The sequence below is a fragment of the Nonomuraea sp. NPDC049129 genome (genome assembly GCF_040648495.1).
GTDB lineage: Bacteria > Actinomycetota > Actinomycetes > Streptosporangiales > Streptosporangiaceae > Nonomuraea.
The window spans coordinates 1-21917 of the sequence record NZ_JBEZDU010000015.1 but is presented as its reverse complement, the minus strand read 5'-3'; the positions used below and the strand labels follow the sequence as shown (position 1 = coordinate 21917).

At 69.9% G+C, this 21917-nt stretch carries 25 protein-coding genes; 13 read left to right on the top strand and 12 right to left on the bottom strand.

Annotated elements, in window-relative coordinates:
• Window positions 1-120: 120 nt before the first annotated feature.
• Window positions 121-393 carry a hypothetical protein gene (locus AB0B64_RS37460; protein WP_358184056.1) on the top strand — a complete coding sequence of 91 codons (273 nt, stop codon included), beginning with the start codon at window positions 121-123 and terminating at the stop codon, window positions 391-393.
• 168 nt (window positions 394-561) lie between these two features.
• Here AB0B64_RS37460 and AB0B64_RS37455 read toward each other — a convergent pair whose 3' ends face one another.
• The 7 genes from AB0B64_RS37455 to AB0B64_RS37425 form a co-directional block, all read right to left on the bottom strand.
• The gene (locus AB0B64_RS37455; protein WP_358183582.1) at window positions 562-987 is read right to left on the bottom strand and encodes a hypothetical protein; all 426 of its coding nucleotides are present in this window, start codon (window positions 985-987) and stop codon (window positions 562-564) included.
• Between the two features lie 399 nt (window positions 988-1386).
• On the bottom strand, window positions 1387-1608 hold the full coding sequence (locus AB0B64_RS37450; RefSeq protein ID WP_358183579.1) for a hypothetical protein: 222 nt from the start codon (window positions 1606-1608) through the stop codon (window positions 1387-1389).
• Window positions 1609-1636: 28 nt separating this feature from the next.
• On the bottom strand, window positions 1637-2155 hold the full coding sequence (locus tag AB0B64_RS37445) for a hypothetical protein (protein ID WP_358183576.1): 519 nt from the start codon (window positions 2153-2155) through the stop codon (window positions 1637-1639).
• 28 nt (window positions 2156-2183) lie between these two features.
• Window positions 2184-2642, bottom strand: coding sequence for a DUF6294 family protein (locus AB0B64_RS37440; protein ID WP_357956382.1), 459 nt, complete (start codon window positions 2640-2642; stop codon window positions 2184-2186).
• A gap of 126 nt (window positions 2643-2768) precedes the next feature.
• Complete coding sequence (locus AB0B64_RS37435) at window positions 2769-3416, bottom strand: response regulator transcription factor (protein ID WP_358183573.1); 648 nt, start codon at window positions 3414-3416, stop codon at window positions 2769-2771.
• A complete protein-coding gene (locus AB0B64_RS37430) occupies window positions 3413-5647 on the bottom strand; it encodes a GAF domain-containing sensor histidine kinase (RefSeq protein ID WP_358183570.1) in 2235 nt (744 codons plus the stop codon). Before AB0B64_RS37430 ends, AB0B64_RS37435 begins: the two co-directional genes overlap by 4 nt.
• Window positions 5648-5809: 162 nt before the next feature.
• Window positions 5810-6433: a LysE family translocator gene (locus tag AB0B64_RS37425; protein WP_357956377.1), complete on the bottom strand. Its 624-nt coding sequence runs from the start codon at window positions 6431-6433 to the stop codon at window positions 5810-5812.
• A 110-nt stretch (window positions 6434-6543) separates the two neighbouring features.
• Here AB0B64_RS37425 and AB0B64_RS37420 point away from each other — a divergent pair, with 110 nt between their 5' ends.
• The 3 genes from AB0B64_RS37420 (at window position 6544) to AB0B64_RS37410 (ending at window position 8522) form a co-directional block, all read left to right on the top strand.
• Window positions 6544-7494, top strand: a complete 951-nt coding sequence (locus AB0B64_RS37420; RefSeq protein WP_358183567.1) for a LysR family transcriptional regulator — start codon at window positions 6544-6546, stop codon at window positions 7492-7494.
• Window positions 7495-7704: 210 nt separating this feature from the next.
• Window positions 7705-7917 (top strand): zinc-binding dehydrogenase, encoded by a 213-nt coding sequence (locus tag AB0B64_RS37415; protein WP_358184053.1) that lies wholly within the window; start codon window positions 7705-7707, stop codon window positions 7915-7917.
• A gap of 32 nt (window positions 7918-7949) precedes the next feature.
• Window positions 7950-8522, top strand: coding sequence for a helix-turn-helix domain-containing protein (locus tag AB0B64_RS37410; protein ID WP_358183563.1), 573 nt, complete (start codon window positions 7950-7952; stop codon window positions 8520-8522).
• Window positions 8523-8531: 9 nt separating this feature from the next.
• Here the strand turns inward: AB0B64_RS37410 and AB0B64_RS37405 are convergent, their stop codons facing one another.
• Entirely contained in the window at window positions 8532-9401 is an 870-nt protein-coding gene (locus AB0B64_RS37405; protein WP_358183560.1) for an NmrA/HSCARG family protein, read from the bottom strand.
• A gap of 70 nt (window positions 9402-9471) precedes the next feature.
• Here AB0B64_RS37405 and AB0B64_RS37400 point away from each other — a divergent pair, with 70 nt between their 5' ends.
• Window positions 9472-10800, top strand: a complete 1329-nt coding sequence (locus AB0B64_RS37400; protein WP_358183557.1) for an FAD-dependent oxidoreductase — start codon at window positions 9472-9474, stop codon at window positions 10798-10800.
• Window positions 10801-10944: 144 nt separating this feature from the next.
• Here AB0B64_RS37400 and AB0B64_RS37395 read toward each other — a convergent pair whose 3' ends face one another.
• Entirely contained in the window at window positions 10945-11334 is a 390-nt protein-coding gene (locus AB0B64_RS37395; RefSeq protein ID WP_357956368.1) for a DUF1877 family protein, read from the bottom strand.
• Window positions 11335-11468: 134 nt separating this feature from the next.
• Complete coding sequence (locus AB0B64_RS37390; protein ID WP_358183553.1) at window positions 11469-12116, bottom strand: TetR/AcrR family transcriptional regulator C-terminal domain-containing protein; 648 nt, start codon at window positions 12114-12116, stop codon at window positions 11469-11471.
• An 81-nt stretch (window positions 12117-12197) separates the two neighbouring features.
• Here AB0B64_RS37390 and AB0B64_RS37385 point away from each other — a divergent pair, with 81 nt between their 5' ends.
• The 3 genes from AB0B64_RS37385 (at window position 12198) to AB0B64_RS37375 (ending at window position 15457) form a co-directional block, all read left to right on the top strand.
• The gene (locus tag AB0B64_RS37385) at window positions 12198-12446 is read left to right on the top strand and encodes a hypothetical protein (RefSeq protein ID WP_357956365.1); all 249 of its coding nucleotides are present in this window, start codon (window positions 12198-12200) and stop codon (window positions 12444-12446) included.
• Window positions 12443-13402 carry a zinc-binding alcohol dehydrogenase family protein gene (locus tag AB0B64_RS37380; protein WP_358183550.1) on the top strand — a complete coding sequence of 320 codons (960 nt, stop codon included), beginning with the start codon at window positions 12443-12445 and terminating at the stop codon, window positions 13400-13402. The genes AB0B64_RS37385 and AB0B64_RS37380 overlap by 4 nt, the downstream gene beginning before the upstream one ends.
• A 270-nt stretch (window positions 13403-13672) precedes the next feature.
• Entirely contained in the window at window positions 13673-15457 is a 1785-nt protein-coding gene (locus AB0B64_RS37375; RefSeq protein ID WP_358183547.1) for a tannase/feruloyl esterase family alpha/beta hydrolase, read from the top strand.
• 539 nt (window positions 15458-15996) lie between these two features.
• Here AB0B64_RS37375 and AB0B64_RS37370 read toward each other — a convergent pair.
• Window positions 15997-16794, bottom strand: coding sequence for a maleylpyruvate isomerase family mycothiol-dependent enzyme (locus AB0B64_RS37370; RefSeq protein WP_357956359.1), 798 nt, complete (start codon window positions 16792-16794; stop codon window positions 15997-15999).
• An 87-nt stretch (window positions 16795-16881) separates the two neighbouring features.
• Between AB0B64_RS37370 and AB0B64_RS37365 the strand changes: the two genes are divergently transcribed.
• Genes AB0B64_RS37365 through AB0B64_RS37355 form a run of 3 tightly spaced genes read left to right on the top strand, consistent with a single transcriptional unit; the run spans window position 16882 to window position 18342 of the window.
• Window positions 16882-17091 carry a hypothetical protein gene (locus tag AB0B64_RS37365; RefSeq protein ID WP_357956357.1) on the top strand — a complete coding sequence of 70 codons (210 nt, stop codon included), beginning with the start codon at window positions 16882-16884 and terminating at the stop codon, window positions 17089-17091.
• A 14-nt stretch (window positions 17092-17105) separates the two neighbouring features.
• Entirely contained in the window at window positions 17106-17777 is a 672-nt protein-coding gene (locus AB0B64_RS37360) for a hypothetical protein (RefSeq protein ID WP_358183544.1), read from the top strand.
• Window positions 17710-18342 carry a hypothetical protein gene (locus tag AB0B64_RS37355; protein ID WP_358183541.1) on the top strand — a complete coding sequence of 211 codons (633 nt, stop codon included), beginning with the start codon at window positions 17710-17712 and terminating at the stop codon, window positions 18340-18342. Before AB0B64_RS37360 ends, AB0B64_RS37355 begins: the two co-directional genes overlap by 68 nt.
• A 65-nt stretch (window positions 18343-18407) precedes the next feature.
• Here AB0B64_RS37355 and AB0B64_RS37350 read toward each other — a convergent pair whose 3' ends face one another.
• A complete protein-coding gene (locus AB0B64_RS37350) occupies window positions 18408-18971 on the bottom strand; it encodes a Rid family hydrolase (protein WP_358183538.1) in 564 nt (187 codons plus the stop codon).
• Between the two features lie 213 nt (window positions 18972-19184).
• Here AB0B64_RS37350 and AB0B64_RS37345 point away from each other — a divergent pair, with 213 nt between their 5' ends.
• Window positions 19185-20867, top strand: a complete 1683-nt coding sequence (locus AB0B64_RS37345) for a hypothetical protein (protein WP_358183534.1) — start codon at window positions 19185-19187, stop codon at window positions 20865-20867.
• A gap of 43 nt (window positions 20868-20910) precedes the next feature.
• The gene (locus AB0B64_RS37340) at window positions 20911-21186 is read left to right on the top strand and encodes a hypothetical protein (protein WP_358183531.1); all 276 of its coding nucleotides are present in this window, start codon (window positions 20911-20913) and stop codon (window positions 21184-21186) included.
• Window positions 21187-21917: the final 731 nt, after the last annotated feature.

Below are 21917 nucleotides of genomic sequence, written 5' to 3'. Positions count from 1 at the left end.
TGTTCCGCGGGGCCCCTTTGCTATGTCTTGACTGCGCACCGCTTTTGACCTGGGTAAACTCCCTCATCGCACCCCCGTGTCGGTTGAACCCGAGGGGGAGCATCATGGCTACGCTTCGCACTGCCGGTCCTATGCTGGCACTCGCCGTCGACTACCTGCCTGAGCCCGTCGGCTCGGCGCGGGGGTGCCTTTTACGAGCCGAGATATGACGGCTACAGGGCTCTAGCGAGGTGCGACGGCGACGGCGGGGTACAGCTCTCCTCGCGGCACGGCACCCGGCTCAACGAGATGTTCCCCGCAGTCGTGTTCGCGGTTTGGGAGCACCTCCCAGAACGGACGATCGTGGACGGCGAGATCGTCCGCTGGGGCGCCGCCGGCGCAGGCGGTCCTTGACGTACTGCGGGAGCTCGGCCGCCTCAAGAACGGCCTCTCGGTTGGGCGGGACGCGTCAGATCCAGGAGGCCAGAGCGCGGCGAACCTCCGCGCTGACGTGGAGGCGATAGATCAGGTGGAGCTTGCGGGGCGAAGGTGATTTTCCTGGCCGTGTTACCCGCGCATCCATCAGCCACAGCCGTTCCGGCTCCGTCCCCAGGCCCGGAGCGAGGGCGAGCTCTTCTCCCAGTTCCCGGGAGAGAACGGCAGCTCCTCCCTGACGCCCGGGTTCATACGCACGCTCCATGGCACACCACGCCACAGCTGTTCCCAGCGCGAGACAAACCTGCGCACCCAGTTCGACAGACCGCCGCCGAGCACTCCGCCCGGCTCCAGGTCGCGCACGCCGAGCAGCGCTGGCTGACCGAGCAACGACAGCAGGCCACCGAGCGCGGGGCTCGGCTGGAGGCCGAGCTGGACGAGACCAAGACCGCCCTGAGGGCCACCCGCCAACACCTGCACGGGCTGCACACGGAACGCAACACCGACCGCGATCGAGGTCGAAACGCTGCTCGCGTAGTGCTCCTTGGACGAGCAGCGACCGTACGTGATCACGCATGCGCGGTGTCTCGCAGCCCGATCCGACAAAACAGCCGGGGAGCCGGGACAGAGGGGCGGGGCGGCCCCCGCGAGTGAGGCACAGCCAGGACATGCGGTCGCGCTCGTAGGCGGGGAGTTGGCCGACCGGCCACTGTCCGCGAGGGCCTGGGATTCCGGTCTCGCTCATACCAACCTCGGGGAGCGTGGGTGGGGCGGCGCGCGGCCGCCCCTGGGCACGTCAGTCGCTGCTGCACTTCACGTGGGCATAGACGCCGTTGGCCCGAGCACGACCCAGCCGTCCCACCAAGATCCGGGAATAGCATCGCATGATGCACCTCATTCACTTTTGGATCACCTTTGGCAATAAAAGGGACCCATGGGAAAGCTCGCTCGTCGTTGACTCCCGAGTCGGTGCTAGACGCGGCCGATGATCTCCAGCACGAACGGCGCGGCGACGACGAGGACGGCGATGACGATCAGCAGCGCGATCACGTTGCCGACGAAGCTCGACCGGCCGGAGCGGCGCGCCAGCCGCGCCGAGTCCTGAGCGGATTGGCGCGCCCACTGGGCCGCCCTGGCCGCGTTCTGGTTGGCGTTGTTCTGGCTCTGCCACGATGAGAAGTTCGGGTTGGTCATGACGATCTTTCCTTTCGTATCGTATGGATCAGGCCGGGCCGTCCCGCGACCTCCGTGCCGAAACGCGTGTTCGGATGGCGCCGGCGAGCAGAGCGGCGCCGAGGGGCCCGGCACCCAGGAGGTAGGGGGCTCCCGGATCGCCGGTGAGCGGGCCGAGCAGAGCGGCGAACGCGATGACCGCTCCAGCCGCCGGCCGGACCAGTCCGGCGCGGGCGAGCCCGTACGCCAGCAGCGCGATGCCGGCGGCGGCGGCACAGGCCAAGGTGAGCCGCGGGACGGACTGCGCCGCGACCCACCGCCCGCCGGCGACCCGCAGCGTCGCCTCGACCATCCAGGCCGAGGCGACCACCCCGAGCAGGGCCAGTGCGACGGCGGCCCGCCCCCGTCCGGCGTGCCGCGCGATGTCGCGGTACACCGTCGCGGTCGCCGCCACCCCGGCCCATGCGCCGGCCCCCCACATCACTTCGGCGCATGCGGTCAGGGTCCCGGCGAGGCAGAGCATCGCCGAGGCCAGCAGCCCCAGCCCGCCGAGCGCCCGCGCTCTCATGTTCGTCGTCAGGGCCGGCGGTGCGGGCTCAGCAGTGCTTGCTCAGCGACATGTGCTTGATGAGCGGGAACAGGCCGGGGTCGAACTCCGCCTCGGTGTCCTTGATCTGCCACCGGTACGGCTCGGTGTGGCTGGGCATGTTCATGACGAACTTCGTCAGGTTCGTGGGGTTGGAGCGGGTGTGTCGCAGCCAGCCGAGCACGGCGCCGTTCTCGTCTTTGATCTTCGCCCACATCAGCCAGGCGTCGCCGTCATCACTGCTGGTGACCGTGCCGTCGAAGGAGGCCTTGCCGGTGGAGGTCAGGGTCCATCGGGCACCCGAGAACATCGTGCAGTCGCCCGCCCGCATCGTTCCGAAGTAGAAGGTCTTGGTGGCCAGGGCGGTGGTGCCCTGCGCGTGGGCGGTTCCGGTGGTGGCGAAGGTCAGCCCCGCGATCAGGGCCGCAGCGGTCGATATGGCGCCCAGTGTCCTTCGGGTCCCGCGCATGGGATCGTCCTTTCCTGAAGGTGGCTCGTCGATCGGTCACCCTCAGGGTGGGCGATACCGTGTCCCGTCGTCATGGGTCCCGGGTCCCAGTCGATCCGGGAGGTTGTTCCCGGGCGAAAGGGGCCTTCATGAGGATTCGGGCGCTCCGCCGAGTCCCGCCTCGCGGGCCCGTACGATCGCCGCGGGCCGGTCGGCCAGCTGCAACTTGGTCAGTACGTTCGAGACGTGGTTGCGCACGGTCTTGCCGCTCACGCCGAGGCGCCGCGCGATCGCCGTGTTGTCCAGGCCCCGTGCCACCAGCCCGAGCACCTCATGTTCCCGCTCGGTGAGCTGCGGGAACGGGGAAGCCACGACGGCCTTGGAGAAGTGCGCGAGCAGCCGCGTCGCCACGCCGGCGCCGAAGACCGCCTCGCCGCGGGCGACCGCGCGGACCGTGGCCGTGATCTCCTCGGGGCCGGCGCCCTTGAGCGCGTAGCCGTGGGCGCCGGCCCGCAGGGCGGCCAGGACGTTCTCGTCATCGTCGTACATCGTCAGGATCAGCGCACGCGTGGGCAGGCCGGCGGCCCGCATCCGGGAGGTGACCGTGAGCCCGTCGCCGCCGGGCATGTTGACGTCGAGCACCGCGACGTCGGGCCGGTGCTCGATCGCCGAGCGCAGCGCTTCCTCGCCGGTCGCGGCGACCGCGAGCACCGTCATGTCCTCCTCGGAGTCGAGCAGGGCCCGCAGGCCCGACGCGAACACGGGGTGGTCGTCGGCAAGGATCAGCCGGATCATCGTGCCCTCCCAGACTCGCCCAGATCCGCCGGCAGGAAGGCGCGCACAGAGGTGCCGCCCTCGGGCAGGGAGCATATCGACCATTGCCCGCCGACCTCGGCGGCCCGCTCGCGCATGGAACGCAGCCCCACCCCGGGTGCCCGCTCAGGATCGAGCCCGCGGCCGTCGTCGCGTACCGTCACCTCGACGCCGTCGGCCGCCAGCGCGATCTCGGCGGTGCAGCCGGTCGCGCCGCTGTGCCGGACCGCGTTGGTGATCGCCTCGACGGCGATCCGGTAGGCCGCCGTCTCGACCGCGGCGGGCAGCGGCGGCAAGCCTTCCTCGCCGATGACCTCGATCGGCATCGCTCCCGCCAGGCTCGCCGCTCGGGAGCGTACCGCTCCGACGATGCCCAGCTCGTCCAGCGCGGGCGGGCGCAGCGCCTCGACCAGGCGCCGGATGTCGCTCAGCGACGCGCTCGCCTCCGCGGAGATCTCGCCGAGCAGGGAACGCGCCGCCGAGTCACCCGGTACGGCGCGGGCCGCCAGCGCGGCCTTGAGCCCGATCGCGGCCAGCGTCGGTCCCAGCCCGTCGTGCAGGTCGCGGCGGAGCCGGCGGCGTTCGTCCTCCCGCGAGGCCACCACCTCGGCGCGGGAGCGGGTCAGGTCGTCGTGCAGCCGTACCGCCTGCACCGCGCTTCCCACCTGCTGCGCCAGCGAGGCGATCAGGCTGAGGTCGATGGGATCGAGCGGGTCGTCCGAGCCGCGCGCCGAGACCAGCAGGAGCCCGACGAGCGTCCCGTGGTAGCGCAGCGGCTCGGCGTGCACCTGGCCCGCCGCGACGCCGTGCCGGGCCGCCGGGTGGCGCTCGCCCGCGCCGTCCACCAGGTCGATCGCCACGTACGGCACGCGTAACGACCGGGCCACGGTCTCCACGATCGCCGGTAGCATCTCGGCGGGCAGCAGTACCGCCTGCAGCCGTGTCCCGAGGCGGGTCAGCGCCCCCTCCGGGTCGTGGCGGTCGCCGTACATCACCCGGTTGACGGTGCTCTGCGCCGCGTTGCGCAGCGGCGCCAGCGCGAGCGCCGCACTGGCCGCGGCGAGCGCGGCGGCCACGGTGCCCGACAGCCGCAGCACGCTGACCAGCAGCGCGACCACGGCCGCGTACCCGGCGACGAGGATCGCGACCATGGTGGCGTACACCAGTGAGCGGTTGGCCAGCCTCTCGACGTTGAACAGGCGGTGGCGGCGCAGCGCGACCCCGATCCCGGCCACGAACGGCAATCCCGTCAGGCCGAGCGCGCCCCACGGCAGCGGCTGCGTTCCGGTGATCAGTTCCGGCAGGTGCCAGCCCGCGATGCCGAGTACGGCCGCGGCCGCGCCGCCGCCCAGCATCCAGCGCGTCCGCCCGCGCATCAGCGGATCCGGGTTGCCGCGATAGCTGATCGCGCCCCAGACCGTCCCGGCCACCAGTACCAGCGCCACCACCGCCGTCTGACCGCTGTGCAGCAGGCCGAGCCACCGCAGCGCGTCGGGCGCCAGCAGCGCCGCGACCCCGCTCCACGCGGCCATCGCGGCCAGGGGCGCGGCGTAGGCGACGGCGATCGTCTTGCGGGTACGGGGTGACAGAGGCTGGCGAGCCGTGAACGCGAGCACGAAGGCCAGGAACGCTCCCCAGCCGATGGAGTACGACACGATCGCGTTGATGTGGAACAGCCAGAGCTGAGGGCCGCCGGTGGCCAGCGCGAGTGCGGGCAGCCCGACGGCGACGGTGAGCGTGCTGCCCAGCAGCCCGGCCGCGAGCACGAGCAGCGGGGCCGTCGCGGGCGCCTCGGGCCGCCGCAGGTACAGCGCGGCCGCCAGCCCCGCCAGCGCCAGGACGAACACGAGATTGCCCCAGCCCTGCACGAGCAGCGGGTACGGATCGGGCCGATCGACGCGTACCGCCACGACCGCGTCCTGGCCGGCCACGCCGTACGGGACGCTCGCGCCCAGGCCGGGACGAGAGACGGCGCCGAGCCCGTCGGCCAGGCTCCTGCCGGCGACGGCGATCACCAGGTCCCCGGTCCGCAGCCCAGGCCCCGAGGGCGCGGCCGGCACGTCCACCACGACGCCGTCGAGACGCCACGTCGACCAGCCCAGCCGCACGATGCTGCCGTCGGACGGCGCGTCCAGCGAGACGGCGGTCGCGACGACGCCCAGCACCACCAGGACGATCGCGACCGCGGCCGGAACCCTGCGCGAGCGTCGCATCGAAGCCAACCAGGACAGCCGCGCGGACACACCCCCATCGTCACCGACAACCGGCCGCGAAACCACCGGCCCGCGGGACAGGACGGTCCTGAGCCGATGGCGGCCTGCCGGCCGGTAGGTCACAAGTCGCGTCGGGCGCTGGAGGAAATGCCGGCCCGGCCCTCAGAAACCCGCTGCCACCGCGGCGCCCAGCCCCAGCAGGACGACGCCGGTGGTCACGCTGAGTCCCCGCAGGACGGTCGGCCGCGATACCAGGGCGCGCCCTCGGCTGACGGCCCAGGTGAGCAAGGTGTACCAGGAGGCGCTGACGAGCGCCCACAGGGCTCCGAGGGCGACGGTTGACAGGAACACCGGGCCATTCGCGGTCACGAACTGGGGCAGCACCGAGACGGCGAACACGCCCGCCTTGGGGTTGCCGAGATTGGTGATCAGGCCGGTGAGGTATCCGCCCGTGAAGCCGGTGCGGCGCCCGCCCTCGTAGGCCGGGGGAGTGGGGACGGTGGTGAGCGCGGTCCGTAGGGTGTTCACCCCGAGGATCATCAGCACGATGCCGCCGGCGATCCGGAGCACCGCGTACGCGGTGGGGCTGGCCAGCAGGACGGCGGACAGCCCGGCCGCGGCGGCCGTGGACCACAGCAGGAAGCCGGTGGCGTTGCCCGCGAGCGTGCCTCGGACCGTGCGTTGCCCGCCTTCCAGAACCTGCCGGATCATCAGGGCTTGACTCGCGCCTGGCAGCATCGCCAGCAGCAAGGTGGTGGCGATGAAAACGGGCACATGCGTGGGCATGGAGAAAGAACCCCTTCCGGGGATTGCGGCCGATGAGTGTCCCACGAGTCTTCCTCGCCCGTACCAGTAAGAGAAGTTAAAAGAGAAGGGTGCAGCGTTAGGATTAGTGAATGCTGGTGGATCCGGGACAGCTGCGGCTTCTCGCGTTGATCGAGCGGCACGGCTCCCTGACGGCGGCGGCTCACGCGCTCCAACTCACGCCCGCGGCGGTCACCCAGCAGGTGGCCAAGGCCGAACGCGACTGGCAGGTGCCCCTGGTCATCCGTGGTCCTCGCGGAGCAACGCTCACCGCGGCCGGTGCGCTGCTGGCCTCCCACGGTCGAACCGTGCAGGAGGCATCGGACAAGGCCGAGGCGCAACTGGCCGCACTGCTCGGCCACCTGTCGCTCCGTCTGCGGATCGGCACGTTCCAGGCGGCTGCCCTGCACCTGCTGCCACCCGCCCTGACGGCCCTGCGGCACCGCCATCCGGACGCCGACGTCTCGGTCGTGGACGTGGTGTCCGGACGCGGAGCGGACGAGATCAGCGCGGGGCGCCTGGACCTGGCCATCGTCGCGTCCTGGGGCGCACCGCTCACGCCGCCCCCACACCTACGGGGCCACTCGCTGCTGCTGGACCCGATGGTCGTGGTTCTCCCCGATGACCATCCACTGGCCACCGGGCAGCCCGCGGACACCGAACTTCACCTGGAACAACTGCGCGACGAATCGTGGGTTTCCATCCTGGCCGGCCATGCCGCCCGCGAACAGTTCCACGACGCCGCCCGCGAGGCCGGCTTCACTCCCACCGTGCGGTTCGAGACCGAGTCCTACGACGTCGCCCAGGCCCTCGTCGGCACCGGCATCGCCGTGGCCCTGGTCTCGCGCCTGGCCCTGACCCATGCGCCCGGCACCACCCATCGCGAACTGGCCCACCCCAGGCCCTACCGCCACCTCTACGCCGTGACCAAAGCCGACGCCGGCCTCACACCACTGGCAGACATGCTCATCGACCTCCTCCGTGATGTCGCCCGCGACATCACCGCCACCTGGGAGGCTCCCCTCTCGACGTCGCCGAGGTAGCCGCGGGGCCCTCGAGGTCCGCCGGCCGTAGCTACGCGAGCGCAGGGCCCATCGCCGCGGGAGGCGGGAGAGAGCCAGGGCGCTGTACCTGGAAAGCCTGGAAGAGATAGGCCAGCAGGCGCCGGCCCGGACGGCTTGTCACCCCGGTGCAGGCCATCTCACTGCTCGCCGAAACCTTGACTTCGACGGCCTCTCGCCGGCCTCGCCTCCATCCTCGCCTCGACCCTCCACGGGAGCAGACGCATCCGCGTCTTCAGCGGCAACCCCGACACCGAACTGCTGGCCCAGATCACCCGTTACGCGGAGCACGGCGACATCGTCCCCGTCGTGGACACCGTCCACCCTCTCGACCGGCTCGCCGATGCCCACCGGGCCCTGGAAGCCGGTGGCGTCCGCGGCAAGCACGTCATCCAGATCCGGTGAGGGGGCGAACACTCACGTAGGATGTGTTGTTCATGACCTCCACGCGACCGCGCAAGCTCCGGAAGGATGCGGCGGAGAACACCGAGCGGCTGATCGCCGCAGCTGTGCGTGCGGGGCTGGCCGAGGGTAAGTTCGTTCCGCTGGAGCAGATCGCCGCCGAGGCGGGGGTCGGGATCGGGACGCTCTACCGTCGCTACCCGAACCGGGAGGCGCTGCTTGAGGCGATGGCGGTCCGCGCCTACCGTCTGATCCTGGCCGAGGCCGAGGACGCGCTGACGTCCGGCGATACCGGTCATGACTCGATCAGCCGGTTCCTCCATCAAACCTTCGCTCATCGCGACGAACTGGTGCTTCCGCTCCACGGAGCGCCCATGACCGAGGGCACCGAATCCGCGAAGCTGCGCGCGCGCATGCAGCAGACCATGGGCGCCATCCTCGAGCGCGGCCATCAGGACGGTTCGGTCCGCACGGATGTGAATGCGGGGACTGTGGTGCGTTTCGGGGCGATGCTCGCGCAGCCGATGTCGAACGTGCCCGGCTGGGCCGAGGCGGCCGCCGAGTTGCGCGCGGTGTTCCTGCGCGGCATCGCACCCGATCGCGGTTAGTTCGACGCGTCAGTTCCCGGCGCGCGCGGGACCCTGGCCGGATACCCATGCCGCGAAGTCGCGCGCGTCGGGGACGAGGTGGCGCGTGAGGTCGAAGTCGGCCTGGTAGGCGGGGACGGTGGCGAACCACTGGAACATCGCTCGCATGTCCTCGTCATCACGGAGCACATCGATCGGCAGCCCCTCGTATCGCGTCGGCCGGCCGAGCTCGGATGCGACCCGGTCGGCCACCTGAGCCATGGTGAGCTCATCGCCGGCGAGTTCGACCGCGTCACCATCGATGACATCAGGGGCGATCAAGAGACGCGCGGCGGCGGCGCCGATGTCGCGAACAGCGATCATCTGGAGCGGAACGTCACCCGCGACCGGCAGGCGAAGCACCAGCTCCCCACTCCCGCCGTCGGCGAGCTGCGGCGCCAGGTTTTCCATGAAGAACGTCGGGCGGACGAACTTCGTCGCTACGACCTCGCCAAGCCGCTGTTCGACCCGGTGCTTGCTCTCGAAGTGCGGGATCCCTGTCGCTCGCTCCGCGCCGCCGACCGACGAGTACACGACGTGCGGCACGCCCGCGCGTGCTGCGGCATCCGCGACGGTCACACCGCGGCGCGCCTCGCCCTCCGTGCCGTCCGCTCCCTCGAACGTCGTCATCAAGAACAGTGCCGCGACCTCGGTGAGTGCCCGCTGGAGCGATTCGCCGTCCTCCTGGTCGGCGGCGACGACCTCCACGCCGCGGGCTCGGAGAGCGTGTGCGCCCGCGGCTTCGGCGTCGCGAACCAGGGCGCGAACCGCCTGCTTCCGCGCGAGCAGAGCATCCACCACGCTGCCGCCCTGCTGTCCGGTCGCGCCGATCACGGCGATGGGCTGCTGAAGCTGAGTCATGAGTCATCCAATCTGAGTAGATGACCCTTAAAGCGGAGGAAAACCTCCGTTATTCCCGTACGATGAGCGCATGCTCGTTGACGCCGACTCAGACGGTTACGCCGCCGCCACCCGGCCCCGCAACTCCTCCATCAAGCAGCGGCCCGCGCGGGTCGCGGTCGTCTCCCGTCCGGAGGACATCGCGCCCACGCTCGATGAGGTGGCCGCGCTCGCGCGGTCGTCGGGCACGCCACTGGAGATCGTGCCGCAGGCGACCGGCCACGGAGCCGGCGCGCCGGTGGGCAAGGGGGTGGTCCTCCTCGACACCTCGAGGCTCACCGACGTGTCGATCGACCCCGAGTCGCGCGTCGCCGTGGTCGGGGCCGGCGCGACCTGGTCTGCGGTGAACGCCGCTGCCGAACAGCACGGTTTGCTCGCATTAGCCGGCTCAGCCCCGAGTGTGTCCGTGTCCGGTTACACCTTCGGCGGCGGCATCGGCTGGCTTGTCCGGCGGGATGGACTTGCCAGTGGAGCGCTTCGTGCCGTCCACTATGTCGACGGCGGCGGTCGCTCCCGTACCGCTGCCGACGATGCCGGCGACGAGGTCGATCGAGCGGCGATGTGGGCCTTCCGCGGAGCGGGGGGAGTCGGGATCGCTCACACGCTGGAGTTCGACCTCGTCCCAGCGGCGGACCTGCACGCCGGAGCACTGCTGTGGCATGCCGACGCGCTACCGAAACTCCTCGCAGCATGGTCGAGCACCATCGCAACAGTCGGTAGCGGCGTTTCCTCCAGCATCGCGGTGCTTCACGTGCCGCCTCTGCCCCCGTTCCCGCAGGAGCTGCACGGGAGGAGCGCAGTTCACCTCGCGATCGCCGATCCTGACGGGCCCGTCGCGGCGACTCCGCTGCTCGAGGCGATGCGGGCGGCAGCGGAGCCGGTCTCCGACAGCTGGGGCCCCACCGACGCGGCGGGACTTGCTCGAATCCACCTCGATCCACCTACGGCAACACCGGCCATCGGTGACGCGCGGTGGCTCGACGCATCGACCCCTGTCATCGCCGAAGCGCTCCTGTCGACAGCCGCGGCAGACGACGCCCCGATCGTGATGATGGAGATCCGCCACGTGGCGGGCGCGCCGGTCAGGCGCACCGGGGCCGTTGTGGCCCCGCCGGGCGACTTCATCTATCACGCGGTCGCGCCGCTCAACCTGTTCTCCCGCGAACGGATCGAAGCAGGGTTCGCTAGGGCGCGATCCATCTGGTCGATCGCCGACGCCGGCTCGACGCCGGGCTCGTGGGTCGAGGGCGCGGCCAGTGTGCCGGACGCGCTACCGGCCGATGTCCGGAAGCGGGCCGCGGCGATCGCCGACGCTGTGGACCCGGACGCCCGAATCCGCCGCTCGCGCCTGCTCGGATGATCCCGCGGCGCTCGTTGGCCCAGCGAGGGGGCCGGGGCGCGATCAGGCTCCGCCGCCGGCCAGGCTCTGGCGCGGCTTCGCTGGCCGAGCGCTGATCCGAGATCCCTTTTTCTTGATCGACGTGTTGGGGATCGGGGCGGACCGTCAGTACCAGGACATCGTCATACCCGCGTCCGCGTGAACGGCCGCGCTGTATGTCTCCTTGAGGTCGGCGAAGTACAGCGTGAAGTACTCCTCGTCGTCGCCGTTGACGTTCTCGCTCGTCCGTAGGGCCGTCATGAACTGCTCGGCAGTGACGGGCGAAAGGCGCTCCCAGAAGGCTCTGACCTGTTCGGGGGCGAGTCGGCCCACGAATCCTTCCTCCGACCCCTCGGCGTCGACGCCGTCCGGACCCCCTACCCCGTGAACGATCTCGTCGCCGTCGAGCCCCAGTGCCTCCAGCCCCACGCGAAGGTAGTGCGCGCTATTGTCGAGGTCGTAGCTGCCAAGCTTCTTTCCGTCCCTGACGACGTCGATGTAGATGCAGACCCCCACGGCTGCCCCCTCGTCTGGCCTTCGGCGACGAACATATATGTGCGTAGATCTTACGATCACCAGTTCGAGGCTCTTCGCCTGAGCTTCGAGTTCGGCGAACCGGGCGTTGGAGAGGGCGGCTTGAAGCCGTTCGTTCAGGGTCCGGGTTTCGTCGGTGAGGCCCCGGACCGCGCCGCAGGACCATGGATGATCTGTTCCAGGCAGTCGCGGAACAGATCATCGACGCTGTGGCCGGCCTGGAAGTACTCTGTCACGCCGGCCATCACGGTGGGGTACGCCGTGGCGTACGCGGCCATGTCGAAGCCGTCCAGGGCGTCCGCGTCGGGGCGGCCGGCCTGTTCCTCCAGGACGTAGCCGACGGTGAAGCGCAACACCGTCAACACGATCAGGCGAGCCTGCCGCAGGGGGATGCCCCGCCCGACCAGTGTGCTCATTGCCAGTTCGGAGATGGCGGCCATCTTGAGGGACAGCTGGGAGGCCGCGATGATCCGGGCTCCGTCCGGGTGGGCCAGCAGCGCGCGGCGCAGCCGCTCGGCCAGGCCGATCAGCCAGTCCGGCCAGTGCTCCTGCGGCGCGGGCGGCGCCGGCTCGGGGAACTGCTGCTCAAGGATCGCCTCGGCAATCGCGGTGACCAGCGCCGCCTTGTTCGGGATGTGCCAGTAAAGGGTCGGCGACTGTACGCCGAGCCGGGCGGCCAGTTTGCGCGTGGTCACGCCGTCGAGACCCTCTGCGTCCAGTAGCGCGACGGCCTCGGTGACGATCCGCTGCTTGTCCAAAGCCAATTCCGGCACCTCCCTTCCGGAGTCTATCAGTGATAGAGTCCTCTATCAGTGATAGAGGCTCACGTGCCAGAGGAGGCAACGATGAGACACCAGCACTCGCTCCGCGACCTGCTGCACCGGGCGACCCATCGCATTCCGGGGATTCCCGCGCACACCGAGCGGCCGGCCGGACACCAGGGCCAAGCCCGCCACGGCCATGGGAGGCGGCACTCGCTCACCCACCACCGTTCGCACCACCACGGGTTCAACCACTCGTCGGCCCGTCCGCCTCGTGTCCTGGCGGCGTGGCAGACGCGGATCGCTCGCTTGTTCGGGCAGGAGCTGGGATGAAGGCAGCGGTGCTCCACGAGGTCGGCGGCATCCCGCGCTATGAGGACTTCCCCGATCCGGTCGCCGGCGACGGTGAGGTGATCATCGATGTCAAGGCGGTCGCCGTCGAGAACGTCGACAAGGCGATCGCGGCCGGTACGCACTACGCCAGCGAGAAGTACATCGGCCGGCTTCCGTTGATCCCCGCCTTCGACGGCATCGGCGCCCTCCCGGACGGCACGCTCGTCGGGTTCGGCAACATCCGCCTGCCCTACGGCGCGCTCGCTGAGAAGGCCGTGGTGCCCCAGGGCTCCTACCTGCCGATCCCCGACGGCATCGACCCGGCCGTGGTCGCGGTGATGGCCTCGGCCGTCACCGCGATGGCGATGAAGACGGCCGCGGGGTTCGTTACCGGGGAGACGGTGCTGGTGCAGGGCGCCACCGGGGTCGCCGGGCGGCTCGCGGTCAAGGTGGCCCGGCTGCTGGGCGCCGGCCGGATCGTGGCCACCGGCCGCGACGACGACCAGTTGCGCGAGGTACAGGCCATCGGGGCCGACACGGTGATCAACACCGCGGTCTCCGACGAGGCGCTGGCGCAGGCGTACCTCGAGGCCAGGGGAGACGGCTATGACGTCGTCATGGACTACCTGTGGGGCAGGCCCACCGAGATCCTGCTGCGCGCCCTGGTGCCGCGGTCGTTCGCGTTCGGCAAGCCGACCCGGGTGGTCCAGATCGGCGAGTCGGTCGGCAGCGAGGTCGCCATCGCCGGGTCGAGCCTGCGCACCTCCGGCGTGGAGATCTACGGCGCGGCCAAGGGCCTCGACCCGCAGACCATGGACCAGGCGTACCAGCAGGTCGTGACGTGGACGCGGTCCGGCGAGCTCACCTTCGACGTGGAGAAGGTCCCGCTGAGCGACATCGCGGCCGCTTGGCAGCGAACCGACCTCAAAGGCAGGCGACTCGTCGTGATGCCATGACCGGCCCGCGCCCACGACACACCGGCGATGATCACCGGTCAGCGTTCCGTCGCCGTCCCCGGGGTCGAGCTGCGCATGCGGGCCGCAGGGTCTCTGACCTGCGACGATGCGAGTCCCGCCGCAGCCTGTCCGGAAACGTACACGTTCTCGGACGACGGGCTCACCTGCGCGAATGCCGTCCGAAGTCCCTACCAGGCCCGCCGCTCCCGAACGTGTCCCCAGCCGCCCGGTAGCGCCGATCCCCGCCTTCAGTCATGATCAGGTATGGCGATGACGCAAGAACTGCTCGCTTGTGTACGGGGTCGGACGCCGGGCCGCGCCAGCCGCACCGCTGGAGTCCGGGCGCTACCGGTTCTGCTCGCCGTCCTCGCCGTCCTCGTGATGGCCGGCGGTGGCCAGGCCGCAGCCCGTACGGCCGTGGCCGGGGCGCCCGCCGAGGCGCGCGGTTCGTCCTCCGGCCCTCCCGTGGTGCTGCCGAGGATCGACTGCGCGGCCCTCGCCGGGCAGGACCTGTCGGGGACGCCCGGCGCTCCGGCGGTCATCGGGTCCGCGACCGCGACGACCTCGCCGGTCGGCTGGGCGGCCTGCGAAGTCAAGGGAACCGCGGCGCCGCAGATCCAGTTCGACGTCCTCCTCCCCACCGAGACGTGGCGGCAGCGGTATCTGCAGACCGGGTGCGGGGCGTTCTGCGGGAGCGTCGACATCTACGCCGACGCGACGGACGGGTGCGTGCCGCTGACCCGCGGCGACTTCGTCATAGCCACCGGCAACGGGGGGCACGTCGGCGTCTCCGGCTTCGACGGCACGTTCGGTGCCGATCCGCAGCTCCGGGTCGACTTCGGCTACCGGTCCGACCACGTCGTCGCGCTCGTCGCCAAGCGGCTCATCGCGCTCTACTACGGGCAAGGCCCGCGCTACTCCTACTTCGACGGCTGCTCGCAGGGCGGCCATGAGGGGATGACCGAGGCGCAGCGCTACCCGCGTGACTTCGACGGCATCATCGCCGGCGCCCCGGCGTCGTTGCTCACGTCGCTCATCGTGTGGTCCGCGGGCTGGCACGCCACGGCCAACACCGACGCGCGGGGCCGGCCCATCATGACCGCTGCCAAGCTTCCCGCGCTGCACGCCGCCGTCATGCGCGAGTGCGACGCACGGGACGGCCTGGCCGACGGCCAGATCGACGACCCGCGTGCCTGCGCGTTCGATCCGCGGAGCCTGCGCTGCGCGACAGGAACCGACAGCGCGGACTGCCTCACCGACGCGCAGATCGATGCCGTACGCAAGCTGTACGACGGGCCACGCGACGAGCGGGGCCGACGGATGTACCCGGGGGGCGAGCCCGTGGGCTCGGAAGCGAACTGGGCCCGCTGGGTCACCCCGACCGCCACCGGCGCCCCGGCCGTGGCCGAGGGCAACGCGACGAACGCACTGAAGTACCTCGCCTACCCGTCCGCCCGGCCGTCGGCGACACTGCACGACCTGCACTACGACTCGGCGACGTTCCGCGATATCTACCGGCAGGCCGGCGTCTACGACGCGAGCGACCCCGACCTGACAGCCTTCCGCGCCGCGGGCGGCAAGCTCCTGCTCTGGCACGGCTGGGCAGACCAGGCGATCTCGCCGTACGGGACGATCGCCTACTACCACGCCCTCACCGAGCGCATGGGCGGGACGGACGCCACGCAGCGGTTCGCCCGCCTGTACATGCTGCCGGGCGTCGCCCACTGCGGTGACGGTCAGGGGCCGGACGCGATCGACGCGCTCACCCCCACCCTCGACTGGGTCGAGAACGGCGTCGCACCCGACCGGCTCGTCGCCACGAAGCGCCAGGACGACACCGTCGTACGAACCCGGCCGGTCTACCCCTATCCAACCGTCGCACGCTACGACGGGAGCGGCAGCATTGACGACGCGGCGAACTTCGCACCGACACCGCCGCCCACGCGCTACGAGGACGACATCCCCTGGCTCGGGTCCTTCCGCTCCGGCTACGAGCAGACCTGCGGCTGGCACGACGGCCGCTGGTCCTGCACCCTGGCGCAACGGCCGAGCTAGCTGGGCGGCTTGGCGTCCTACTCCACAACCGCGGCCAGGGCCACTTGGTCGCGTCACCGCCCCGTTCGCGCTCCACCGTGCCGCATTACAGCAAAGCAGCGCCCTCACGACCGAGGGCGCCGGACTGACCGCGCGCAAAGCGCACCGGGTATACGCCACCCGCATCCCAGCCGCCCAACAACACATGCCGCGCCGCCCAACGCCGACGACGCTGACCAGCAACTACCGCGCTGCCCGCGGCCCGTTACTGCCGTAATCAAGACGTGGTGGCCGGACCAGCTCGGCGCGCTCGGCCTGGTCCCCAACGCCATCGTGCTCTGGACGCCCCGCTACATCGACGCCCAGTGAGGACGACGCGGAGAACTGACGGCGTCAGGTGCCGACCAGGCGCGCCGATCAGCTTGTGGGCCGCCGCCCGTGGTCAGCCGCTTCGCAGCCGTGGCGGTCTGCCCCCAGCGGCCCCGAGGCCACCACGGCGTGGCTGTAGCCGTTGCCGGGAGGCATGCCTCGGGGCGTACGAGGGGGCGCATCGTCACGTCCTACTCATCCGGGTCCCAGGCGCTGAGCTGGTCGAAGACACGTCGGTCGCCGTCGAGCTTCAGCGAGTCGATCGGGATACGGTCGTGCAGAATGAGGACCAGCTCGTCGGCCGTGCCCCAGGCGGAGGCGTTGGCCGCGTCCGGGTCCTGGTCGGCAGCGGTGGCCGATATGGTGCCGGGCCCGGGGAGACGGGCGGTCCGTGCGCCGTCGGCGGAGAGCGAGAGGCGCCAGGAGCGGCCCTCGGAGGCGTGGAAGTCGACGACAGCGGGCTTGTGTGGCCAGGCACTCGTCGTTGCGACGCAGGTGGACAGGAACTCGTCGACACCGTCGAGTGCCACCTCGGCCGGCAGCGGCTGCGGGGCACCCACGGTGATCTGGGCGTCGTAGGTGTGCACCGCCATCTGCTGGAGCTGGTGCCGAGCTACGGCACCTGAGGTCTGCGGCGACTGCGACGTCTCCCACCACGTCCAGCAACCGCGATCCGGGCCGGCCTTCCGCAGTGCGTCCACCAGTTGCTCTGTGGACTCCGCCAACCAGGCCAGCAGCGCCTCGCGCTCCCGAGGCGCAACGGAAGCGCCATCCGCTGCCGACTTGGCCGGAGCAGGCCCTGCGGCGACGGTGGCGGCCCAGTCGCGGCGCCCCTCGCCGATGTGCTGCGCCAGATCGAACAGCGTCCACTCGGGACAGGTCGGCACCTGTACGTCAAGGCTGGGCGCGGAGGCGACCGCGGCGCGGAAGGCGGTCGACCGTTCGTCGATCAGTCGCAGCAGAACGGGGAACTCGAGCGTCGTTGTCACCCGGAATCTCTATCACTACCTTCCAATGATCGCATCCAGCTCGAACTCCTCACCGGCCCGCTCACCGGAATCTACGACCCCAACGGCATGGGCGCCATGTTCTTCGCCGTGCTCGCCGTCGCCGGGCAGATTGAGCGCAACTACATCCGCGAGAAGACCCTCGAAGGCCAGGTCATCGCCGCGTCCAAGGGCAACCACGGCGGACGGCCGAAGGTCATCGACGACGACATGGCCGACCACACGAGGTGGGCCCGTCGGCCGGCCCGGCCACCGAGTTCCTGCGGCTGGCCTGCCTGAACTACCACGGATCCATGAGCATCGAGACTGCAGCGCGGCTGCTGGCCGCCCATCCCCAGACAGCCGACGCGTCGGTGTGGACGATGGCAGCGGTCGGCGACGCGGCAGGGATAACACGCGGCCGACCCCGCATCGCCCCAGGCATACGGCGGCCCTTCGGCTGGGAACCGCTGCTGTATCTGACCTGTTCACGAGTGGCGCAGGCCGACGCCGTGGAGACGGCGCGGGTCCTGCTGGCGGCGGGTGCCGATCTGAACGCCGAGCAGTTGATCACGCACCGGTTTTCGCTCACCGAGATCGACCTGGCTGTCAACGCGACCCGGGACCGCCGCGAGCCGATCTGGATGACCGTGGCGCTGCCCGATCCCGTCGTACTGGGCGAGCGCGCGGCCGGTCGTCCCCTCTGTATGACCGGCAAATGGCCGGTCACCACCCTGTTGACGGTCCACTCACAGTCTCATCATCAACAGTACAAGCACCAGGTAGCCCGAGCGGGAGCATATCTGCCCCTCTCCGGCGCCACCGTCAAAAAGTCGAAATTGATATCCAGATCAGCGGAGAACCCGTTACAAAGAAAGGCGCCAAAAGATGTATCAAACGAAAAAGCTGGCACGCCGGGTGGTCACGTTCGCGATGACTCTCTTCTTAGCCGGGACGGCCATGGTCGGGGCGGCGTCGGCGGATGACACACCTGATCCCACTCCCACTCCGCCGGTCGTGAGTTGGACGGACGAAGCGGGCGATACCTACTTTGCCCAGGCGCTCACCGCGGACGAGATCAAGGAGAAGGGCCTGGACAAGTACGTGGACATGGACAACCTGACCATGACCACGCCGAGGCTGGAAGACGCCACGACGTCGGGGATGAAGCCTACGGAGCCTGAGGAGAGCATCGGCGGAACAGCCGCCGTGAAGGCCAATGGCTGCTGGCATTACTGGTTCGGGTACGGGACGTTCTCGTGGCCGCGCCTGTACGGAAAAACTGACGTGGACTGGTGCGGCGACGGACGATGGGTCAGGTACGCCAACTCCTTCTGCTACGGCTACGACGACTACACGACCTACAACTACGAGGGTTGCAGCAATTACCCGAACTATGGCGTCGGCTGGAACCTCTACCGAGTGAAGACCCAGTGGAGCCTGTGCTATGCGTATAACCCCGTCTGGGGCTCGTGCCTTGCGCGTTCGAAGCCGATTCGGAGTTACCAGTTCCTGGGCAGCGGCGCCGTCCAGTACCTGGGCGCTGGCTGACCGATCAGGGGCCTCCGCTCGCCCTTTGAGGACGAGCGGAGGCTCTGGCGCGAGTCCGGCGTGATTCACTCGATCGTCGCGTACTCCTTGTCGAACGCCTCGAAGTTCCCCGCACGCGCGAGCAGTACGTGCACCTCCACCACGTCCTCCCGGGTCGCGCCTCCGGTCCGCAGGACGTGCTCGCAGTTGATCAGCGCCTGGCGGGTCCGATCCTGGTTCGTCGGGCCGGCGAACCTGCCGGTCGTCGTGTCGAAGCCCCACATACCGGTCACATAGGGTATGCGTCCACGGCCGTGCTGCAGTCGTCGGGAGCGCCGCGATCCATGGCGCGAACAGCTCCGGCGGTCCCGGCTATGATGCGGCGTCGCCCTGCCCGACCAGACACTCATCCAGGTCGGCGAGCACCTGGCGCAGACGGCCCTGCACGCGGACTCCATCGGCCACCGGCCCTGGTACGTCTTCGACGACCTGGTCGGGCGCTCCGAGCGTCCGCGCGGGAAACGGCCGTACTGCATGGAGAACTTCAGCAAGATCGCGAAGGCGAGGCGCGTGGCACCGCGCTTGCCGGCGACGAGGTCGCGCTCTTCACCCAGGATCGTCCAGTGCTCGACCAACTTGTCGATGTGCATCGGGGGTGCGTCATGTCCGCCCGCCATTGACCAGGCAAGTCACAACAAGATCAACAGGCTCGTGGCGCATTTCTTGCCGGCACCTCATGACCGATGCTCTAGACGGCAATCCCGCACTATGCGAATATGAGTTCGATTTACGAAGATCGTCAGCGGGAGCAGGTCCCGTAGTCATGCCGGGGTGCTCCCCTCCTCCTCCAGAACGGAGTGCCTGTGCGCCGATCAACCTCTGCCCGTGCTCCTCTGTCCCGCCGATTAGTCGCCTGGGCCGGGACCCTGCTCCTGACGGCGGCCCTGCTCGTCACTCAGGCGCCCACCGCCTCGGCCGCCGCGACCGTCACCGACCTCGGCGTCGCCGGGAAGGGCGGAGACGTGGTGGCGCGCGGCGGCAAGGTCTTCGTCGCCGCCGGCGACCAGATCGTGGTCGCGTCCATCGACGGCAAGGTCATCAACACGATCCCCGGCCTGTCCGGTGCTGTCGCCCTGGCCTCGCCGGAGACCGGCAGGAAGGTGTACGCGGCGCTGCGCGATTCGCATGAAGTGATCGAGATCGACACCACCACGCTCGCCATCACCAAACGCATCGACCTCACCGCGTACCCGTGCCCATCGAGCCTGGCGCAGTCGTACGGCCGGCTGTGGATCGGATTTGGTTGCGGCGAAGCGGGCGGGGGAGGCGTTCTCGGTCTCATTCCGGCGGCGGCGATACCCACCCCCGTCCGGGTCGGGCCGGCCACGACCCAGGCTCCGCTCGTCGCCGTCGCCGGGAACACGCTGGTGGCCGGGGAGCCGGGAGTCAGCCCCGCCACAGTCAAGGTGTACGACATCAGCACCACGCCGGCCACTTCGCGCGGCGAGATCCGCGGAGACGCGAACGGGCTGCCGGCCCTGCGGGATCTCGCACTCGCCGAGTACGGGTCGACGGCGCTGTCGACGTTGGACGATACCCGCCAGTTCGACGCCTGGGACACGACAGCCATGACTCAGGGCCGCGCCTACGACAGCAGCGGATTGGGCGAGCACGGCCTCCCCACCGCTGTCGCGGCCAGCCCGAACGGCGCCTATGTGGTGGGCGGCTGGAACTCCTCCGCGGGCGACGCGGCGGAGCTCGTGGTGTACGACGCGACCACCGCGGAGGTCATCTACACAGCCGCCCAGCAGGGGAAGGCGGTGGTGGCGGGCAGCATCGAGTTCTACGGCACGCTCACCTTCGCGGTTTTGAAGGAGCCCGGCACCGGGCGGATGCACCTCTGGCGGCTGCCGCCCTCGCCCTACCACTCCTCCACGCTGACCTTGACGGCTCCCTCCAAGGTGACCGTGCTCAAGCAGTCGACCCTCAGCGGACGACTCACGCTGAGCAGCGGACTGCCACCCGGCGTACAGACGCTCGAACTGTACCGCTGGCTCCCCGACGGCACCTCCAGGCCGTTCCAGGAGATCACCACGGCGGCGGACGGGACCTACCAATTCACCGACGCCCCGCCGTCCACCGGGGCGTTCAAATATCAGGTGTACTGGCCGGGCAACTCATGGTTCCTGGGTAGTGGCTCCTCGGTGACCGTCACGGTGGCCTTGTACGAGCCGACGCTCACCGTGACCGGACCGGCGACGGGCAACGTCGGCGAGCGACTCGAGTTCAGCGGCACCTTCGGCGCCGACGGCATCACCTTCCCGCGGGCGATCATCACCGTCTCGCGCAAGGTCGTCAGCCCGGATGGCACCGTCACCTCGGAGCACCTAGTGAAGTTGACCTCCGCCGCCGACGGGTCGTTCAGCTTCTCCGATACGCCGGCCACGGCCGGGGAACACACGTACTCCGTCCACTTGTTCGGCAACTCGACCATCGAGTCAGCGCGCACCACCCAGGTGGTCACCGTCCTCCAGCCGCCCGCGTAGCATCCCGACGCTCGGGTGACGGTGACCCGACTCGCCGTCACCCATGCTTTCCCACGCCAAGGGACTACAGATCGCCAAGGCAGCCATGGGGGTCCGCCTGAACGCTGGCGGAACGACACCGTCCATCGACGAGATCACGGCCGCCGACGTGTCCCGGCACACGGCGCACATGTACTTTCCGAGCCTGGACCATCTGCTGATCGACGCGACCGCCGGCGCGATCAACGAGCCTCCAGTCGAGGAGGCGCTGGCCGATCCCGCACTCGCCGGCGACGCCGCAGCCCGGGTGGAAGCCCTCACCCGAACCCTCCTCGCCTAATCACCACAGTCGCTCCTCCCTTCAGGCATGTCAGGTGTGCTGCCTCGGTAATACCGCCCTGAGCGGGCGGTGGGGGCGCCGATGAGTCGGTGTGGTGGGGGGTGGTCGATGAGAGCTTCGGGTTGCATGTCGAGGCGTGCGCGTACCTGGCGGGAGCGCGGCGGGCCGAGCGTTCAACACCGAGAAGACGTACGCGAGCCGGATCGCCTTGTACTTGTCGTACTGCTGGGGGAACGGCGTGGACTGGTCGAGCCCGAGTCTGGCGCCAGTCGGCCGCGGTCGACCGGCTGCGCGTCGTTCCGGTCAAAACTCCGACGCGGCCCAGCCGCCCGCCGCTCGGCCATGCCATCTCGACGTCCAGGTACTCCCGCCTCCTCATCCGCCCCGTCCGAAGGACTGCGGCAGCTTGGTGAGATCCCCGAGCTGATCGACAGCGGCGGGGCGGACGAGGAGTGGGTGTGGAGCTCAGGTATCCAGGAATTCATCCCCGCGCCTGGCCTGGCTGGGCGATCCTGTCTTTGTCGAACTTCGGAGAGATGCCCGGGCGGGGGGAGATGCACCCGGCGTGAGATAGTCGTCGACGCGGAGAGCCTCAACCCGTCGGGCACAGGACGGCTTGGCCGGCTTTGACCATCGCGGGGATGATGGCGTCGTCGGTGGTGCTTCGCGTGACGGAGATCTCGAACTGCCGCCGGCCATCGGTCGAGTAAAGGATCAGTGTGGTGTAGCCG

What these genes read in the sequence shown, in the direction of transcription:
- AB0B64_RS37450 (WP_358183579.1), bottom strand. Translation starts at nt 1,608, where the DNA reads ATGACCAACCCGAACTTCTCATCGTGGCAGAGCCAGAACAACGCCAAC.
- AB0B64_RS37445 (WP_358183576.1), bottom strand. Translation starts at nt 2,155, where the DNA reads ATGAGAGCGCGGGCGCTCGGCGGGCTGGGGCTGCTGGCCTCGGCGATG.
- AB0B64_RS37440 (WP_357956382.1), bottom strand. Translation starts at nt 2,642, where the DNA reads ATGCGCGGGACCCGAAGGACACTGGGCGCCATATCGACCGCTGCGGCC.
- AB0B64_RS37435 (WP_358183573.1), bottom strand. Translation starts at nt 3,416, where the DNA reads ATGATCCGGCTGATCCTTGCCGACGACCACCCCGTGTTCGCGTCGGGC.
- AB0B64_RS37430 (WP_358183570.1), bottom strand. Translation starts at nt 5,647, where the DNA reads ATGCGACGCTCGCGCAGGGTTCCGGCCGCGGTCGCGATCGTCCTGGTG.
- AB0B64_RS37425 (WP_357956377.1), bottom strand. Translation starts at nt 6,433, where the DNA reads ATGCCCACGCATGTGCCCGTTTTCATCGCCACCACCTTGCTGCTGGCG.
- AB0B64_RS37420 (WP_358183567.1), top strand. Translation starts at nt 6,544, where the DNA reads ATGCTGGTGGATCCGGGACAGCTGCGGCTTCTCGCGTTGATCGAGCGG.
- AB0B64_RS37410 (WP_358183563.1), top strand. Translation starts at nt 7,950, where the DNA reads ATGACCTCCACGCGACCGCGCAAGCTCCGGAAGGATGCGGCGGAGAAC.
- AB0B64_RS37405 (WP_358183560.1), bottom strand. Translation starts at nt 9,401, where the DNA reads ATGACTCAGCTTCAGCAGCCCATCGCCGTGATCGGCGCGACCGGACAG.
- AB0B64_RS37400 (WP_358183557.1), top strand. Translation starts at nt 9,472, where the DNA reads ATGCTCGTTGACGCCGACTCAGACGGTTACGCCGCCGCCACCCGGCCC.
- AB0B64_RS37385 (WP_357956365.1), top strand. Translation starts at nt 12,198, where the DNA reads ATGAGACACCAGCACTCGCTCCGCGACCTGCTGCACCGGGCGACCCAT.
- AB0B64_RS37380 (WP_358183550.1), top strand. Translation starts at nt 12,443, where the DNA reads ATGAAGGCAGCGGTGCTCCACGAGGTCGGCGGCATCCCGCGCTATGAG.
- AB0B64_RS37375 (WP_358183547.1), top strand. Translation starts at nt 13,673, where the DNA reads ATGACGCAAGAACTGCTCGCTTGTGTACGGGGTCGGACGCCGGGCCGC.
- AB0B64_RS37365 (WP_357956357.1), top strand. Translation starts at nt 16,882, where the DNA reads ATGGGCGCCATGTTCTTCGCCGTGCTCGCCGTCGCCGGGCAGATTGAG.
- AB0B64_RS37360 (WP_358183544.1), top strand. Translation starts at nt 17,106, where the DNA reads ATGAGCATCGAGACTGCAGCGCGGCTGCTGGCCGCCCATCCCCAGACA.
- AB0B64_RS37350 (WP_358183538.1), bottom strand. Translation starts at nt 18,971, where the DNA reads ATGCACATCGACAAGTTGGTCGAGCACTGGACGATCCTGGGTGAAGAG.
- AB0B64_RS37340 (WP_358183531.1), top strand. Translation starts at nt 20,911, where the DNA reads ATGCTTTCCCACGCCAAGGGACTACAGATCGCCAAGGCAGCCATGGGG.